Below are 18454 nucleotides of genomic sequence, written 5' to 3'. Positions count from 1 at the left end.
ACGCAAGAATTTGACGCATAAACGCATAAAAAGGAGAGTGCCTTATGATAGAAGGAAGGGAGCAGCGCCGGATTGTGGAGAAGCTGACGGCGCAGATGGAACAACAGGGACTGGACGCCCTGCTTCTCACCTCGGCGGACGGCGTTTTTTACAGCACGGGCTTCGCGGCCCGCAGTCTCTACCGCTCCGGGAAGACAGGGAACGCCGTCAGCGTGGTCACGTCCGACGGGAAGGTGACGCTGGTGTGCAGCGAGTTTGAGAAAATGGCCGCGCAGAAGGTCTGCGACCCCTCGGTGCACATTGAGGCGTACCCGGTCTGGATTTACATTGAGGACTACGCCTTCGAGGGGATGACCAAGGAGGTTCAGCCTGATCTCAACCGGACCTATCGCATGGCGGCGGAGTTCATCCCCCAGGACAAGCCTGTCCGGGTGGGCATCCAGAGCAAGTGGATCACCTACGAGGCCGGCTGCTTCCTGCGGGAACGGTTCGGCGCGGACCGGGTGGCGGACTGCTCCAAACTCCTGGCGGAGGCCCGGCTTCTGAAAACCCCCTGGGAGATCAAGGTTCTGCGGCACAACGCCCAGCTGTCGGAGCTGGCCATGTACAAGACCATGAAGGCCACCGTCCCCGGCATGACCCACGCGGACGTGCACACCTGTTTCCACCGGACCTGCCTGGACCTGGCCCCGGACCTGACGGCGGTCAGCCAGTCCCACACCTTCGGCTCCAGCATTGCTCCGGCCTGGATGCCGGCGGAAACCCCCTTGATGCGGGGCGACCTGGTCCGCCTGGACGGCGGCCCTTATACCAACGGCTATAAATCCGACCTGGGCCGGACCTTCGCCGTGGGCAACACCACCCTGCCCGAGCGGGAGGAGCTGTACGCCGCCTTGTGGAAGGGCTATGAATGGGGAATCCGGCATATCGGTCCCGGGGTTCGGATGTGCGACATCTTCCGGGGCGTGGAACAGGCCATCGGCATGAAGGAGTATATCCGAGGACATTTCGGCCACTCCATCAGCTGCGACATCTCCGGGGAAGAGGCCCCCTTCATCGCGCCGGAGGAAACCCGGGTCTTTGAGCCCGGCATGGTCATGTGCTTTGAGACGCCGTTTTACAGCTCCCGCCGCCATACTTACAACATCGAGGATACCTTCGCCGTCACGGAAAACGGCATCGAGCTGTTCACCCACGCGAGCCCCTCGCTTTATATCTGACCGTACCCCCAGCGCCAAAGGAGCGGCGGCCTTCCGGTCTGCCGCTCCTTTCCTTGGCGGAGGCTCTGAAGCCTCACGGGCAGAAGGGTTTTCCCTCCTCGGGCCTCGCTTCCGCCCTCCCGGGCCGCTTGCCGCCTTCTCACTTTGCACAAAGTTTTCCCATCCGGAGTGTCGTAAAATTATCCAAAATAAGGATTGCCTTTTTGTGCGAAACAACTATAATGAACGGAAGTTTTCCGGAGTGGATTCCGGAGGCCATCCCCACTCACCGACACGCACAGCGAGGTAATTCTATGACAAAAGACTTGACCAGCGGCAGCCCCATGCGGCTGCTCCTCAGCTTCGGCATTCCGGTTCTGTTCGGGAACCTGTTCCAGCAATTCTACAGTCTGGTGGACACGGCCATCGTGGGCAAAACCCTGGGCGGCAGCGCTCTGGCGGCGGTGGGCTCCACCGGGTCCGTCAATTTCCTGGTGGTGGGCTTCTGCATCGGCATCTGCGGAGGCTTCGCCATTCCGGTGGCCCAGCAATTCGGCGCGGGAAACCACCAGGAGCTGCGGCGCTATGTCGCCGGCGGCGCGTGGCTGTGCCTGCTCTTCGGCGGGCTGCTGACCCTTGCCACAATGCTCTTCTGCAACGAAATTCTCACCGGGATGCAGACGCCTCCGGAAATCTACCAGCGGGCCTACTGCTACATCCTCACCATCTTCGCGGGGCTGCCCGCCTACTTCCTCTACAATTTCACCGCCGGCGTCCTCCGCTCCCTGGGGGACAGCCGGACGCCGGTGATCTGGCTCAGCGCGGCGGCGCTTTTGAACATTGTACTGGACGCGGTCTTCATCCTCACGTTCCATCTGGACGTCTTCGGCGCGGCGCTGGCCACGGTGCTCTCCCAGCTTTTGGCCGGGGTGGGGTGCCTGGTCCGGATGCTGCGGGGCTATCCCATTCTCCGCATGGAGCGGGAGGACTGGCGCTGGAACCGCCGCCGGATGGGGGAGCTGTGTCTGATGGGCCTGCCCATGGGCCTCCAGTTCTCCATCACCGCCATCGGCAGCGTCATGATCCAGACGGCGGTCAACGGTCTGGGAACCGCCTACGTCACCGCCGTCACCGCCGCCAGCAAGGTCTCCATGTTCTTCTCCTGCCCCTTTGACGCCATGGGCAGCACCATGGCCACCTACGGCGGGCAGAACGTGGGCTCCGCCCGCTGGGAGCGGCTCCACCAGGGCCTGCGGGCCTGCGTGCTTCTGGGGGCGGTGTACGCTGTGGTTTCCCTGGCGGCGCTGTATATCTGGGCCGACCCGCTGAACATGCTCTTCCTGGACAAGGCCAGCGCCCCCTTGCTGCCCCTGGCCCGGCAGTATCTGCTGATCCTTGCCCTGTTCTACTTCCCCCTGGCCTTGGTGAACATTTTCCGCCTCCTCATCCAGGGCATGGGCTTCTCTCCTCTGGCCACGCTGGCCGGCGTGCTGGAGCTGGCCGGCCGGGCGGTGATCTCTTATCTGGTGCCGGTCCTGGGTTTTGCCGCCGCCTGCTTCGCTTCTCCGGCGGCCTGGGTGTTGGCGGACCTGTTTCTGCTGCCCGCCTACCTGTACTGCTACCGCCGCCTTACCCGGCCCCGCAGCCGGGACCGGAGGCCCCCCAGAATCCGGCTTCTGCGCCCCACCGGCGCCTGAGCGGACGGTTTCCTTCCTCGCCCATTCCCTGGCTGGCCGCCGGGGGGTGGGCGCTTCTCTATCCGAAAATTGTTTACGTGAACATAGAAAAAAGTGGAAGGCAGAGCGTGGGGGGAGCAGGGCCTCAATTCATAGAAACTTTTCCAAATAAGCGCTTATTCTTGAAAATATTTCGAATTTTGGAAGGATATCCCTTCCGACTATGCGCGTCTTTGGCCCTGCGTCCCCGACGAACCGCGAAACTGTGTAAACCGACAAAATTCGCAGACTTTTTTTGGCAATAAAATGATACGCGTTTTGATTGACTGTTTCGACGAATTATGTTATATATATTTTATAGTTCTTTGTTTGTTTTAGCAAAAGAATGTTAACGTGAACAATTTGGATTGAGAGGAGAAACCTGAAATGAAAAGAAACCGCTCTGCTTGCTTCCGCCGCTCAGCCTCCCTGTCCCTGGTCCTCCTTCTGCTGATTGGACTGCTCTCCGCCTGCGGCGGCCAAAAGCAGCCGGACCCGCCGGCGGCGAACGGCGGAGACGCGCCCCCCGCCGAATCCGGCGGCGAGGCGGAGCCCGCCGGCGTCACCGGAAAGCTGATGATCTACACCTCCGCCGAGGACGCGTTCATCTCCGAGGTCTGCGCCCAGTTCAACGTCAAGTATCCCGGCGCGCAGGCGGAGTACTACCGCTCCGGCACGGAGGAGGTCGTCAGCAAGATTCTGGCGGAAAAGATGACCAACAGCGTCCAGGCGGATCTGATCATGGTCTCCGACGCCGCCACATTTGAAAACCTGAAGGCCAACGATCTCCTCCAGCCCTACGAGTCCCCGGAGCTGGGGAACATCTACACGGAGTTCGTGGACCCGGAGCACTACTATTACGGCACCTTCCCCGCCGCCATGGGCATCGTGTACAACACCACCTTGGTGTCCGAGGCCCCGGAGAGCTGGTTTGACCTGCTGGAGCCCGCGGCCAAGGGCAACGCCGTCATGCCCAACCCCCTCTACGCCGGCACCGCCGCCAATGCCCTGCTGGAGCTGACCCGGGTGGAGGACATCGGCTGGAAGTTCTACGAGGGTCTGCTGGCCAACGAGATGATGGTGGTCAACGGAAACGGCGGCGTCATCAACTCCGTCGCCGCCGGCGAGAACGCCTATGGCGTCGCCTGCGACTCCAACGCCCTCTCCGCCGCCGCCAGCGGCTCTCCCCTGGCCTTCGTCTACCCGAAGGAGGGCGTTCCCGCCACCGCCGACCCCATCGGCATCACCAGCAACACGAAAAACCTCCCCGCCGCCCAGGCCTTCCTCGACTTCATGCTGTCGGAGGAGGTGCAGGCCATGGGCCGGGAGCTCATCGGCAAGGCCCCCATCCGCAAGGGCATGGAGGTTCCCGCCGGCAGCCTGACGGTGGAGGAGCGGGTAAACCTGATCTCCGACGCCAAGGAGCTCTTTGCCGTCCGGGAGGACGAAAAGGCAAAGTTTGCGGAGCTCTTCGGCTTCTAAAACGCTGACGGAACGCGGGCCGCTTTCTCAGGCGGAGAGCGGCCCGTGCCCTTATGTTCACAATGGAAAGAGAGGTCTATATGCCAACCATGCGCTCTCCGAACTGCGGCCCCTTCTCCTCCCGGAAGCTGCCGATATACGTGCTGGCGGTCTTTGGTCTTCTGGCGGTGTTCGGGCTGTTCTTCCTGCCGATCTGCAAGCTGGCGGTTATGGCCGTTCAGGTGGACGGCAAGCTCAGCCTGGGGATGTTCTCCCAGCTGCTGCGGGACCCCAAGACCTTGAAGGTCATCTGGGATACGCTGTATATCAATTTGCTCTCCTCCTTCTTCGCGTCCCTCATCGGCGTCGTCATGGCCTACTTCGTGGCCTACGCGGACATCCGGGGGAAGAAGCTCATTCACTACGCGCTGCTGCTGCCCCTGATTATTCCCGGCTATATCATCACCCTGGCCTGGATGCAGTTCTTCGCCAAAAGCGGCATTGTGGCCACGGCCCTGCGCGGCGTGATTCCCGGCATCACGATGCCCAACATCTACTCTTACTGGGGCATCATCTTCGTGTTCTCCGTCACCAAGTACCCCCTGATCTACACGCTGACGCTGACCACCTTCCGGAAAATCTCCACAGACATGGAGCTTGCCGCCGCCGTCTCCGGCTGCGACAAGGTGAAGACCTTCTTCAAGGTGACGCTGCCCATGTCCTTCTCCGGCATCGCCAACGGGCTGCTGCTGGTGTTCATCTCCTGTCTGGACAACTTCGGCACCGTGGCCTTTTTGGGCATCCCGGCCCGCATCACCGTCCTGTCCACGGACATCTATCAGACCATCATCTCCTTCTCCGGCAACAACTTCAGCGAGGCGGCGGCCAAGTCCGTAATCCTGGGGGTCATCGGCGTTCTCTCCTCCCTGATTCTCTGGCGGGTGGCCAAGCTCTTCCAAACCATGCAGACGGACCTGGAGGACATGAGTCCCCGGTTCTTCCTCCACGGAAAGCGGCTGCTGGCGGAGGGGCTGATCTGGCTGGCCATCTTCATTATCAACTTCGTCCCCCTGCTGACGCTGATTCTCACCTCCTTCATGAAGGGCGTGGGCGGCGGCTATGGCCCGGATAACATGACCCTGGAGAACTTCGCCTTTGTCTTCCACAATCCCAAGAGCTTCCACGCCATCCAAAACAGCCTGGTCCTCAGCTTCTCCACGGCGGGCATCTGCGTGATTATCGGCACCATCGTGGCCTATCTGATGGTGCGCCGCCCATCCCGGCTGGTCCGGCTGGTGGAGAGCGTCATTTCCGTACCTTACTCCATTCCCGGCATTATCCTGGGTCTGGCGCTGATCCTCACCTGGGCCAGCCCTCTGCCCATCATCAACAAGACCATCTACGCCACCGTCTTCATGCTGCTGGTGTCCTATGTGGTGCGCTTCACGTCCCTGCAAATCCGCAACAGCACCACGGGCATCCTGCAAATGGACCTTTCCATGGAGGAGGCGGCGGAAATCTGCGGCGCGGGGTTCTGGAAAAAGTGGCTCTCGGTTATCCTCCCGCTGATCTTCCCCGCCACCCTCTCCGGCATGGGACTGGTGTTCCTCAACGCGCTGACCGAGCTGACCACCTCGTCCCTGCTGTGGTCCGCCGGGTCGGAGACGCTGGGCGTCGTCATCTACAACTACACCTCCGCGGGCTACACGACCTACGCCTGCGCGCTGTCGTCCGTGGTGTGCCTGACCATTCTGGTCCTGGTCCTGCTTTACCAGGGAATCGCCGTCATTCTCAGACGCTATAAAGGGAGGAACGCTGCATGAGTACGGAAATCCGCAACATTATCATGGAGTTCAACGGCTTCCGGGCCCTGAACGACATCAGCCTGAACATCGATACCGGGGAGTTCATCGCCATTCTGGGCCCCTCCGGCTGCGGCAAGACCACCCTGCTCCGCCTGCTGGCGGGCTTCAACCGGCCCACCTCCGGCGAAATCCGAATCGGGGAGAAGGTGGTGGCGGACAAGGACTACGTCCTGCCTCCTAACGAGCGGTTCATCAGTATGGTCTTCCAGTCCTATGCCCTGTGGCCCCATATGTCGGTGAAGAAAAACGTGGAGTTCCCCATCAAGAACAGCAAGTTTGTCTCCCCCCAGATTCGGGAGAACTGTGACAGCCGGGTGAGGGAGCTCATCGAGATGGTGGGCCTTACCGGCATGGAAAGACGGCTGCCCTCCCAGCTTTCCGGCGGGCAGCGGCAGCGGGTGGCCCTGGCCCGGGCGCTGTCGGTGGACCCGGACCTGCTGCTGATGGACGAACCCCTCAGCAACCTGGACACGGAGCTGCGGGTGGAGATGCGCCGGGAGATCAAAGAGCTTCACCAGAAAACCGGCGTGACGGTGGTTTATGTGACCCACGACCAGTCGGAGGCCCTGGCCCTGGCGGACCGGATTGTGGTCATGAACCACGGCCAGATCGAACAGGTGGGAACGCCCAGGGAGATTTACAACCGCCCCGCCACGCCCTTTGTGGCCAAATTCGTGGGCCGGTCCAACCTGATTCCCGGCGCCTGGGAGGGCGACGCCTTCCGTCCCGCCGGCTCCCAGGCCCAGTGGCACAATCCCCAGATTGCCGAGGTCTTCCGCCAGGAGGGGCAATATCCGGTGAAGCCGGAGCACCTGCTCATCGCCCCGAAGGGGGCGGAGGGCGTCCGGGCCGTCATTTATGAGATCGAATACCAGGGCACGGAGATGCGGATGATGCTGCGCAGTCAGGCCGGAGGAGACACATTGGAAATCCGCTACCGGGGCGATGGCGAGTACCAGATCGGAGACGAGGTGACGTTGACGGTATGAGCGAGCTTCACATGCTGGATGTGGGCCGTGCAGACTGCTCGATTCTCCTGCTGGATACGGAGGACGGGAAAAAAACCGTGGTCATCGACGGGGGGGAGCTCTCCTGCCGGGGGCGGCAGCCCCTGCTGGAGTTTCTGGAGGAGCGGAGCATTCGCGAAATCGACCTCCTGATTCTGACCCATCTGCACCAGGACCATTTCGGCGGCTTTCATCAGCTGATCGGCCGGGTGGCGGTCCGGCGGGCGGTGGCCCCCTGCGGGGACCTGGTGTTTCACGAGAAGGTCTATCCCCTCTTCGGCGACCGGGAGTTCTACCGGGAGTATCACCGCATCTTCCAGTACTTCCGGCAAAGCGGCACGGAGCTGGCCGCCTCCCCCTCCTGCTGGGGGAAGTCCTTCGCCTTCGGAGAGAGCGCCCTGCGCTGCCTGTACCCCAGGCCGGACAGCCCCATGCGCTCCGTACGCTCCGCCCAGGCCCTCTGCGCCCCGGAGCTCACGGATAGCCAAATTCACCGTCTGCTGGAGCTCCACAAGCGCTCCTGCAACGAGGACAGCAGCATCTGGCTTCTGGAGCACCGGGGAAATCCCATTGCCCTCTTTACCGGAGACAGCACCGACGAGACGCTGCGCCGGGCCCTGGAGACCAGCGGGCCGGTGCATCCGGAGGTGCAGAAGCTCTCCCACCACGGCATCGGGCAGCCCTATTTTTCCGAGGAGACCCAAAAAATGATTTTGCCGAAAAATCTTGTAGTCAGCGTGGACAAAACCTATTATAATGAGGATATGCGGATCACGGTGGAGGGTTTGGCGGCCGCCGGAGCCTCTCGGGTCCACTATACCTTTCAGGGGGCGTTTGCCTTCCACTTCTGAATCTCTCCCAAGGGGGCTGCTTATGGGCGAGCTGACAATCAAGGATATTGCGCGGATGGCGGGGGTATCCCATACCACGGTTTCCCGCTCTTTAAACGGCGCCAGAAACGTGAAGCCGGAGACCTATGAGAAGATCATGGAAATCTGCCAGCAGACGGGATTTACCCGGAACGCGGCGGCCCGGCAGCTGAAAAAGCACGAGGCGAAATCCATCGGCATCGTGGTGCCGGACATCTCCAACGCCTTCTTTGCCGAGCTGATTCACAACATCGAGTGGGACGTGAAGCAGCGGGGCTTTAACATCTTCATCTCCAGCTCCTTCTATGACTACAACATTGAGGACCAGAACATCCAGGCCCTGCTGGAGCGGCGGGTGGACGGCGTCATCATCTCCGGCGTCGGCGACAAGACCCATCTGAGCCTGCAAAAGTATCTGGACAAGCTGCCGGTCCTCTTCCTGGGGGACAATATCCCCAACAACTTCGTCTCCAAGATCACGGTGGACGGCTACAACGGCATCGTCATGGGGGCCCGGTATCTTCTCAGTCTGGGGCACCGGAACCTGGCCTTCCTGGGCGGACGGGAGACCTCCATCACCCACCAGCGCCGCCGCCAGGGGTTCCTGGACGTGGTGCAGCGGGCGGTGGATGTGCGGTACGAGGTGTTTACCATCACCCCCGGCAGCCGGATTGAGGACGGCTACCACACCGGCATGGCCTATTTCGGCCGGTGCATGGAAGCCGGTACGCCCTATGCCACCGCCATCATGACCATCAACGACCACTTCGCCCTGGGCATCATCCAGGCGGCCATGGAATTCGGCATCGACATCCCCCAACAGGTCTCTCTCATCGGTTTTGACGACGTGGCCTTCGCTGCCCTCCCCAAGATTCAGCTGACCACTCTGGCCCAGCCCAAGGAGGAGCTCTGCGCCCTGGCGGTGGAGACGCTGATGAAGCTCATCGGTCAAAGCGGCCGGAATATCTATTCCGAGGTCATTCAGCCCGTCTTAATCCGCCGGGAAACCTGTGTGCCGCCCCAACAGAAATAAGGAAGAAGCCCCGGCGGGAACCGCAAGGTTCCCGCCGGGGCTCTTGTTCGTTTGCCGGACCCGCGCCGCTGAACCGCAGTCCCGGTAAGCGCTTTTCCGGAGTCAGCTCTTGGTGCGGACGCCGTCCATCACGTCGCCGGGGTTGGTAGCGTCGTAGATGCTGGCCCATTCCGCCTCAATGGCTTTCCAGTCCCGGACGGGGAGCACCTTTGTCCAGTTCTCCATGCCGCCCTGGATGCGGACGTACTCATGAGAGTTCGTCGCCTCCTGGACATCCTCATAGTACCATTTCGTCGTATCCATGTTGTCGGGCCACTGGATCATGTCCTCGTGCATGTGGTCCTTGTCCGGGGTACGGCCGATCATGGCGTTCACCAGGGACATGACCTCCGCGCGGGTGATGTAGTCGTTGGGGCGGAAGGGCTGGTCGAAATCCCTCACCCAGCCCGCCGCCGCGGCGCGGTTGATGTACTCCCGGGCCCAGTGGGCGCTGATGTCGGTGTAGTAGTCCTCGCCCACATATGGGTCGCTGAGGAAGCGGGCCGCGATGGTGGCGAACTCGCCCCGGGTGATGTTGGCGTAGGGGTCAAACTTGCCGTTCAGACGGCCCTTGATAACCCCGGCGTTGGACATCACGGACACCGCGATGTTGCACCACTCGCTGGAGGGTACGTCGGGATAGGGATTCTCCTTCACCCACAGCTCTTTGCGGGATTCCTCGGTGAGCAGACGGTAGAAGACGGTGGCCACCTCGGCGCGGGTGATGTTGGCCTCAGGGTGAACCAGGCCGTCCGACTTGCCCAGGATGTAGGCAAAGTGGTCGGAAGTATCCAGCTTGGCGGGCGTGGCGGGATTCGTGGTTCCGGAGGGCCGGGGCGTGAAGCCGCCGCCTCCTCCGCCGCCGCCTCCGCCGCCGGACTTCTTGTAGCTGTTGGCCCAAGTGACGCCGGTGGAGGAAGCGGTCAGCTGGCCGTCCACGTCGGTTACGGTAATGGTCAGGGTCTTCTCCGCCGTGTCATAGGTCATGCGGGGGGCGGAGCCCTGGCGTTCGGTGAGTTTGTAGGTATAGACGCCCGCAGCGGTAAAGGTGATCTTGCCGAAGGGCACGTTCGCGCTGGAGCCGCTGGTGGGAGTGATGGTGACTTCCGTCACGTCATGGTTCTCGGCGTCCTTGGGCAAAAGCACGGTGCCTTCGCCGGGGACCAGATCAAAGGTGAAGCTGTCGCCGGCGGTGAAGGCGCGTCCGGAGAGGGTCTTCACGATGTTGACGGGCGTGCTGCCGTCCGCTCCGTCGCCGCCGAGGTCGACGGTTACGGGGGCGGTGGTGTACACATTGCGGAAAATGGACTCCCGGTCGCCGGAAGCATCCGCATTCAGGACGACGCCGTCCACATGGTCCGCCACGGTGCCGCTGGTGAGGGGATTGCCGTCGCTGCCGTGGAGGTGGACATAGACGAAGAGGTCCCGTACCATGTCGTCGTAAGCGACGCCGTTGTAGACCTTCTGGCCGTCCTTGTCCGTCCAGCCCTCGGGCACGATTTCCTGGATCGTGTAGTGGTAAACCTTACCCAGGACATTGCTGCCCAGAGAGGCGCGGTCAAAGGCGGTGCCGCCGAAGAGGACCCGGCCGCCTTCGCCGTTGCCGACAACAGCGGTCTGCTGTCCGTCCACGGTCTCGATCTTCACATTGTCCGTCTCTGCGGGCATGGGCTGCTCCGCGTCCGCCGCATAGGTCTTCTCCATCAGATAGCTCTTCACATCGGCGGAGTCACCGGCGTCTTTCAGTTCGTGGAACTTTATGGAGTCTGCCGCAGTCATCAGATAGGAGCCCGCCGCCGTCAAACGGAACTGGAACTCCCCGTTCTGCGCGCCGGAGACCGTGCCGTCCGGATTCGTCCGGCCGGTCAGCTCTTTTCTGCCCTCGAAGTGGATGGTAGTGGAAGTGGGGTCATACACGTTGTCGAAGGTAATGCTGTCGAGGATGCCGCCGGGTTTCAGCGCCTCGTCCTGATAGGTGCCGTCATCCTGCCGTGTCTGGAGCGTAAAGCCGGTGACCGCAAGATTGCTGTCCTGAATGCCCACGGTCACGATGACCCGGTAGATCGTCGGGTCGTAGGTGACGCCAGGAACCATGTCGATGGCTCTGGGACGGTCCTCGCGGATGAGATAGCGGTACTCGCCGGTGTGGTCAAACTTGATCTCGCTGAAGAAGCCGCTCAGCTCCTGAACGCCCGCAGCGGAATTCAGGGTAATCTGGCTGGGAGAGGGAAGGGGAACGCTCTCGGCGGTATTGCCCTCGCCCTGGGAGATGGTGAAGCTGTAGCGGTTTCCGCCAAGGAAATCGCTGTGATTCCCCTGGGCGTCCAGCCGATGCTTGATGACTCGGAAGCTTTGCGCTCCGGCAGTGTTCGGGTCGATGTCCAGCTTCGTTGTGGCGTGGTACTGGTTCACGAAGGACACGCTGGCAGCGGTGCCGCCGCCAACAGCTGCGGTTTTCATCGCGCCGTCCTTCACCGTATAGTAGTTGTTCTGCGTGGCGTCAAACTTGCCGGCCTGCGCGCCGGTGGTGTTCTCCGTCACGGTGTAGGTTTCGTTTGCGAGGCCGACGAAGTTCATTGTCTGCCCGGCCTTCAGGGTAAAGTCAGCGCTGGTGTCGCCGGGGGCATAGGTCAGGCTGGCCTGAGAGCTGCCCGTGCTGCCGGCGGTGGTTGTGTAGGCCAGGATGTTGGCGGAATTCAGCGTTCCGCTGATGGTAAAGCTGAATTCGTCATCTGCGGGAGCGGGTACGCCGGACGCCTGCTCGACGGTCTTGCTGACCGTCAGATCCGGCGCCACGTGGCTCCAGTTGGCCACGAAGGTCAGGTTGCCCACGCTGTTTTCAATGGTGAGCGAGTTGTAGCTGTTGCCGTCCGCTCTCACGGCGGGCTGCCGGACTTCCATCGTCTCACCGCCCAGCGTCCAGCCGGCGAACTGCCACCACAGGCCGTTGCTGTCCTGGATGTAAGCGGGGTTCTTGGCCCTGATGGTGTCTTTGACGGTGTAAAGCGTGGGGTTCTTTTCGCCGGCATGTTCAGGCGGTGTATTTTCCGCCGCCGTAATGGCCGCCAGCGCCGTATCCGCCGCCGTTTTCAGCGTGGCGTCAACCTCCGTGCCGGTAAAAGGCTCACCGATTTCATACGTGATCGTATAGTCGATGGGTTTTACCTGGAACGTCTGCACGGTGCTGCCGTCCGGGCTGACGTCAGTGGACCCCAGCGGGCCGCCTTCCAGCAGGTCTTTATACGACCCGGCCGGAGTGCCGTCGGCCTTAACAATCTGATAGCCCATATTTCTGAGCGTTTCAAACATTTTGGCGCTGGGCGTGAGGACCGCCTGGTCCGCGTTTCCGCTCTCCGTGAGCACGGGAGCTGTACCGGGAGCGGCGTTCAACTCAACGAACTGAATCTTGTAGGACTTGACCGTGTTCTTGGTGTAGTAGAAGTAGAACTTGTAAATGGTATCCGGCGTTCCGCTGCCGCTGTACTCCACCTTCATCTCCTGGGCCGCGTCGGTATTGACCGGGGTAAAGCCCTGGATGTTCTTGGCGTTCAGCACCAGCGAAGAGCCTGCGATAAAGTGTCCCACCGTATAGTCCTTGTCCGTCTCGTTCAGCCGGCCCAGGATGTAATACAGCGTTTCAGCGCCGTTGGCTGCCGGGAAACGACCTGTCGGATAAGTCAGGTCCGGATTTCCATCCACCGGCAGCAGATAGTAGGCCTGATAGGCGTACTGCTTGGTGCCGGTGTTATCCCACATGGCCTTGAGGTACGTGGACTTTGTGACGGGAGCGTCGAAGTTATAGGGCGTATCCGGGTGCAGGATTGTCCCGCCGTCCGTATCCGTCTCATACCAGCCCTTGAAGGTATAGTTTCTCCGAACCGGGCGGGGAATCTGGCCGCCGGTGGTGATGCTGGTATTGGCGTCGATCTGCTGCGTCAGCGGGACGGTTCCGGTCCTCGTGCCGCCGTTCAGGTTGAAGATGACCGTGTACTTCGGCGTGCCCCAAATGGCGTAGAGCAGCAGATCGCCCTCCAGGGTGATCGCAACGTCCCCATTTGTCAGGACCTCGCTGCCTGCCTCGCCGCTGTAGGTCCACTGCCATTCGTTGCCGGCGGGGCCCAGGGCCCAGCCGTTGAAGGCCCACTGCGCCTGGCCGCCTGAAGCGCGGTTGGGGCAGACGGGCACCGGGGTGCTGCCAACGGGCACGGTCCATTTGCCGGTGTACGCCGGGTCGTTGTTCAGCGTTGTGTAACCAGGCTTGAAGCCGTACTCCGCGCCGGTGAGCTTAGTGCCGTAGGCCACCTCCCTGGTGCCCAGGGTGTACTCCGTCGCGTTGCCCTCGCCCACTTTGCCGCCGTCCAGCGCCGCCATGTAGGTAATGGTGTAGCGGTCGCGGTCGTAGTAGAAGTAGAGGTCATAGCGGTTTGTGGCCGTGTTTCCCTCCAGCGGCTTTGTATCTTGTCCGCCGGTAGACCCATCATTGTGGCCAAACTGGGTGGTGTGGTCCGCCACGCTGGGATAGGTTGTGCCGCTATTGGTCCAGTCCGCGTTCACCTTGCTCAGATGCAGACGGGCGCTGGGGTTCTGCATGGCAATCTTCGCCGAAGACGCGGCCTCGACCCGATTGCTCAAGGCGTAACATTTTGTCACGGAAGAGCTGCTGTTCGCAGGCGTGAAGGTATAAATACGGACGGCGTAATAACCCCCGTTCACAGTGGGAACGCCATTCTCGTCAACCTCCCGCAGGTCGTCAAAGCCGGGGCCGGTAAAGGCGGTGTTCGCCGTCGGGATGAGGTAGAGCGTATTCCGCTCACTGACCTCAGCCGAGGAAGCGCTCACGTCGTTGTAGAGTACCTTCTTAAACCCGTTTCCGGCATCGCTGTCCGGAAGGCCCTTCAAGGTGTTCGCGTCCAGCCCGGGAATCTCGAAACAGTGGTTATACACATAATAGGTCAGATTGTTGGACCAGTACGCATAGAGGTCATGGGCGGTTTCGGTATTCTTCGCATCCGCGATCAGTTGCCAGCTCATCGCGCCGTAAAGGCCCATGATAGTGGGTTCGCCCCGGCTGATGCCTAGGCCCAAGCCCTTGGCAATTTCATTATAGGGGCCCTTTGTCGTCGTCCAGGACACAAAGTTGTAGGTGTTGTTGTTTGCGCTTACTCCATGGGAATATATGGGCCAGACGCCTCTCAGGTCCGCGCCATACTTGGCCCTCACCGTTATGGTCTGCTGGGGAAGCGTTCCGGAAGTCACCGTCTTCCAACTGTTCCTCAAAGAGTTGCTGGTGTTATAGTTGTCCGTTCCGGTATTCGCGTAGCCGTTGGTATTATCGGCGATCTGATTTGCACCATTCTCGGTCTTGTAATAGTGGAAATTCAGCGTGTAAACGTTTCTCGTATAGTACACATAGAGAATGGTACTGCCGTCTGCGGCAACGGTGACATTGTCTGCGCCGTTGCTGCTGGTCACCGTAGCGTGGTGGCGGGTATAGAAGTCAGAAATCTGGACCTCTCTCTCATTCGCTGTACCGGAGCCATAGTTTCCGGTAGAAGTATCGGCGCCCATATACCGCACGGGCTGCATAATGTCAATCTTCCGGAATTCCTCGGTAATCTTATCCGAAAGGCCCTTTCCGTCCACCTGCACGGTATTGGAAACAGTCCCCTGACCGTCCGTCAGAGCGGTTCCGGTATCGCAGTCAAAGGTGAAGCTGCCGATGTTGCTCCAGCTCTCGGAGGTCACGACTTCCGAACCGTCGATTGCGGTGGAGGAAACGTCCGTCTTCCCGTTCAGGTCCTCCGTCCAGAGCACCACGCGGACCTTGGAGCCGCCCTTGGTCCAGTGGGCGTAGAGGATGACCGCGCGGACGCCCTCGTCGCCCTCCGCCTGGGAAATCTGTACGTCCTCGAGGAACTTATCGGTCAGGGTCAAGCCTTGGCTCAGGTCGATCTTGACGTACCTTCCCGCGGGGTCCTGCTCGGGGTTATCCGAAGCGGAGTCAATCGTGACGATCTTCGGACTGACGCCGGCCCAGGAGGGATTCGGACTCTGTACGGTATCCTTGAGTTTGACCATCCAGCCGTCAAAGGTATAGCCCGCCTGGGTGGGAGCGGTGTACGCGTCGCCAGTCGCCGCCTCGCCCACCAGCAGCTGGTTGTCATTGGAAAGCTTCAGTCCCAGCCCTACGGGCACAGACTGCCGGGGAATGTAGGCGAAGTTGGTGTTGAAGATCACCCGGTAGTTGTTTGCCGTCGTATAGAAGACGTCCACCACGGTGCCCTCGGCCTGATCGTTCGCCCGCCGCTCGATCAGCTTCTGCACAATGGGTTCGGTGGTATAGGGCAGGAATCCCTCCTTATCGCTGGCCGCCGCGTTGGTCAGCGCGCCCACGCGGCCCTGCAGGGACTCGGTATCGGCAAGATAATAGTCTACTTCGGGGGTGCCATGCTTCATGGTGTCAGCGTTATCCATGGAGCCAAAAGAGGGACTCCACATGGCCGCAGTTACCCAGTGCTTGGCTGTGTAAGTCGTGGCGTTCCGGCGGTAGTAGACCGTGATCTTCGGGCCGGTCTTCAAGTCCATGAAATGCCGGATATCTTCGCCATCCAAAGTGATTCTCAGTGTAGCATCCGTGCCCACGGAACTCGCGCCCGGATGCTCCTTATCCGCGCCGTTCTCGTCTTTTCCGACGATGACCGCGCTGTAATGCGGGTCGGCCTGACCGCCCTGAAGAAGTTTCTCCAAATCGGCGTCAGGGACGAGTACACCGGGATGACCTGCCGCTATGTGCTCTTTCAGCTCAGCAAGACTGCTGTATTCGGGCAGCCTGCGGGCTACGTCCCAGGCCAGCTCATAGACAGGCTCATACCCGCCCTGAGCGCCCTGCTCCTCATTCAAATACACATCCTCGGGGCGGACGTTAAAAGCGCCGCTGTTCAGCGCTTCCTTGATCATCTCGTCGTCGATCACCGTATCCGGGTTGGAGAACCGGTTCGCCAGCTCCTGGTCCACCAGGAAGCTGTTCAGCGGATAGGGGTTCAGCAGCATCCGGAAATTCTCCAGAGTCTTGTCCGTGGGAATCGCCCACTCCTTTGAAACGGACTGGTAATTCCCATTCGCGTCCTTCTCCACCGGAATCTCCACATTGACGGTGTCATAGGCGGCCGTACCGGCCAGGCTTCCGGTTCTGGAGTACTGGAAGTGAATGGTCAGCGTCAGCACATCGGCGGCGGTGAACTCCACATCATCCAGATTGCCGCCGGTGAACTGGATCAGGGGCATGACGTCATAGTCCCCGGCCCCGCCGGAGGCATTGGACACGTCGGCCTCATAGCCGCCGGCCACCTCGTACTCAATAAGCACCTGCATTCCATAGTAGCCGGAGCCGTCCGTGAAGTCGCCGCCTTCTCCAAAGGCGTCCTGCGCCACGGTCCAGCCCTCGGTCAGGTCATAGGACCCGTTGTCCAGCCAGCTGCCCCTGACGGCGTTCATGCCCTGACGCTCCAGAGCGTTCTGGCGGAAGTCATACGCGCCGTCCCGGAAGTCGTCCGCCGTCAGCTGGACCGTCTCCATCTTGCCGTAGACCTCCCCGTCCACCTCCAGGGCGTGGGTGATCATCAGGTAATAGGGCGCGCCGTCCTCCGGCCCGTCCTGACTGGCGGCTTCCTCGGGGGGTTCACTGTTCTCCGGCCCGGCGGCTTCCGCTTCCACGGCCGGAGTGTCCTCCGCCTCCACGGCGAAGGCCTGGACCGGCAGCAGAGAAAGCGTCATCACCAGAGCCAGCAGCCCTGAGAGAAACCGTTTCTTTGTACTTGCCATTCCTCGTTCTCCTTTCGGAAATTTATAAACCCTTGAGCCGGCGGGCGGCTTAATCCCTCCACCTCTGGCCCCAGGGTCTGCGGGAGTACCGGGCGGTTCTCCGGCGCTCCCGCAGCGCCGTGAGCCGCCCCCGTCTGCGGTTCTTGAAGACCAAGGCGCGAAACCGCGCCGCTTCACCGCCGGGCGGGCACCCGGAGAGATATAAAGCATGCTTAATAGCCAACGGTTTCACCTTCTTTTCTGCGTCCGCCTCCCGGCCTCCGGAGACGGAATGCGTATTTTGGAACGTCGGGTTCTGGAAAACACCCCTGTCCCAAACTAGACTATTTTTCATTATACATAGAAACGCTTTCAAAAGCAAGAGCGGACTCCAGCATTTCACAAATAAGCATGGCGAATCAAGGCCGCAGAAAGAATTCTCTTTCCGGCCTTGATTCGCCATGCTCATTTGCTGCCAAAATATGGCGCAAAGCAGGTGAATGTGTGGGCATAACGTCCCAAAATACGCATTCCGTTCCCTAGCAGACCAGCCGCAGGCGCTCTAAGCAGCGGGCATGCTCCGCTCCGCCGGAGAGGAGGTAAATCCGCGTGGTGTCCACGGAGCTGTGTCCCAACAGGTCCGCCAGCTTCACGATATCCCGGCACACCTGATAGAAGGTTGTGGCGAACAAATGCCGCAGATTGTGGGGAAAGACCTTGGAGGGGCGGACCCCGGCCCTCCGGCACAGAGCTTTCATCCCCCGCCAGATCTGCTTTCGGGAGAGGCTGCCCCCGTCCCTGGCAAGAAAAATCTCACCGGAAGCGATTCTCTGTTCCCGGGCAAAGCGCAGCAGCTTCTTCCGGAGCTTCCCCGGCAGCAGGATGGTGCGGATTTTGCCTTTGAGATAGATGACGGCCTCCCCCTGCCGCGCGGCCTCCACAGTGAGATAGCGCACCTCGGAGACCCGGATGCCGGTGGAGCAGATGGCCTCCATCAGCAAAGCCAGTCCCTCCCGGCCGGTCTCCCGGGCGGCGGAGAGCAGGCGAAGATATTCCCCCCGGCCAAGCTCCCGGCTCTGCTCCCGGAACATCCGGCGCTGGACCCGAAGGAATTTCACCCGGCAGCTCTCCCGCCCTGAAAAGCGGAGAAACCCGTTGAGGGCGGAGAGCTTGCAGTTTACGGTGGCAGGGGCAAGGCCGGAGGAGAGGAGGCTTTCCTTCCACCCGGCGGCAGCCTCCCGGGAGAGGGGGCGGTCCGCCAGCCAGGCGGAAAATTCCCGGAGGTCTCGGAGGTATTTTTGAATGGTGGCGGCGGCGCGCTCCTCCTGCCGCAGGGCCTCCTGGAAGGCGAGCAGTTGTCTTGGCGTCAGGGTATCAATTTCCATAAATGGCGCTCCTTTCACAAACATAAGCGCTTCTATTGTACCCGATTCACCAAAAATATGCCACGCCATGTCCAAGGACAT

The 18454-nt window shown here is 61.1% G+C and carries 9 protein-coding genes; 7 read left to right on the top strand and 2 right to left on the bottom strand.

Annotated elements, in window-relative coordinates:
- The first annotated feature begins 44 nt into the window (after positions 1-44).
- The 7 genes from QZ329_RS00500 to QZ329_RS00470 all read left to right on the top strand — a co-directional run bounded on the left by QZ329_RS00500 (position 45) and on the right by QZ329_RS00470 (position 9149).
- Entirely contained in the window at positions 45-1220 is a 1176-nt protein-coding gene (locus QZ329_RS00500) for a Xaa-Pro peptidase family protein (RefSeq protein ID WP_295747195.1), read from the top strand.
- A gap of 293 nt (positions 1221-1513) precedes the next feature.
- Positions 1514-2896 (top strand): MATE family efflux transporter, encoded by a 1383-nt coding sequence (locus QZ329_RS00495; protein ID WP_295747193.1) that lies wholly within the window; start codon positions 1514-1516, stop codon positions 2894-2896.
- A 405-nt stretch (positions 2897-3301) separates the two neighbouring features.
- Complete coding sequence (locus QZ329_RS00490; RefSeq protein ID WP_295747191.1) at positions 3302-4396, top strand: ABC transporter substrate-binding protein; 1095 nt, start codon at positions 3302-3304, stop codon at positions 4394-4396.
- Positions 4397-4476: 80 nt separating this feature from the next.
- Positions 4477-6198, top strand: coding sequence for an iron ABC transporter permease (locus QZ329_RS00485; protein WP_295747190.1), 1722 nt, complete (start codon positions 4477-4479; stop codon positions 6196-6198).
- On the top strand, positions 6195-7229 hold the full coding sequence (locus QZ329_RS00480; protein WP_295747188.1) for an ABC transporter ATP-binding protein: 1035 nt from the start codon (positions 6195-6197) through the stop codon (positions 7227-7229). The genes QZ329_RS00485 and QZ329_RS00480 overlap by 4 nt, the downstream gene beginning before the upstream one ends.
- Positions 7226-8098 (top strand): MBL fold metallo-hydrolase, encoded by an 873-nt coding sequence (locus tag QZ329_RS00475; RefSeq protein WP_295747186.1) that lies wholly within the window; start codon positions 7226-7228, stop codon positions 8096-8098. Before QZ329_RS00480 ends, QZ329_RS00475 begins: the two co-directional genes overlap by 4 nt.
- Positions 8099-8120: 22 nt before the next feature.
- On the top strand, positions 8121-9149 hold the full coding sequence (locus QZ329_RS00470) for a LacI family DNA-binding transcriptional regulator (protein ID WP_295747184.1): 1029 nt from the start codon (positions 8121-8123) through the stop codon (positions 9147-9149).
- Between the two features lie 102 nt (positions 9150-9251).
- Here QZ329_RS00470 and QZ329_RS00465 read toward each other — a convergent pair whose 3' ends face one another.
- Both QZ329_RS00465 and QZ329_RS00460 read right to left on the bottom strand, forming a co-directional pair.
- Positions 9252-17009 carry an FctA domain-containing protein gene (locus QZ329_RS00465; RefSeq protein WP_295747182.1) on the bottom strand — a complete coding sequence of 2586 codons (7758 nt, stop codon included), beginning with the start codon at positions 17007-17009 and terminating at the stop codon, positions 9252-9254.
- A 518-nt stretch (positions 17010-17527) separates the two neighbouring features.
- The gene (locus QZ329_RS00460; protein WP_295747180.1) at positions 17528-18373 is read right to left on the bottom strand and encodes a tyrosine-type recombinase/integrase; all 846 of its coding nucleotides are present in this window, start codon (positions 18371-18373) and stop codon (positions 17528-17530) included.
- Positions 18374-18454: the final 81 nt, after the last annotated feature.

Origin of the sequence: uncultured Oscillibacter sp. (assembly GCF_910579365.1) — a bacterium.
Taxonomy (GTDB): domain Bacteria; phylum Bacillota; class Clostridia; order Oscillospirales; family Oscillospiraceae; genus Oscillibacter.
This window is presented reverse-complemented; position numbering and strand designations above follow the sequence as displayed.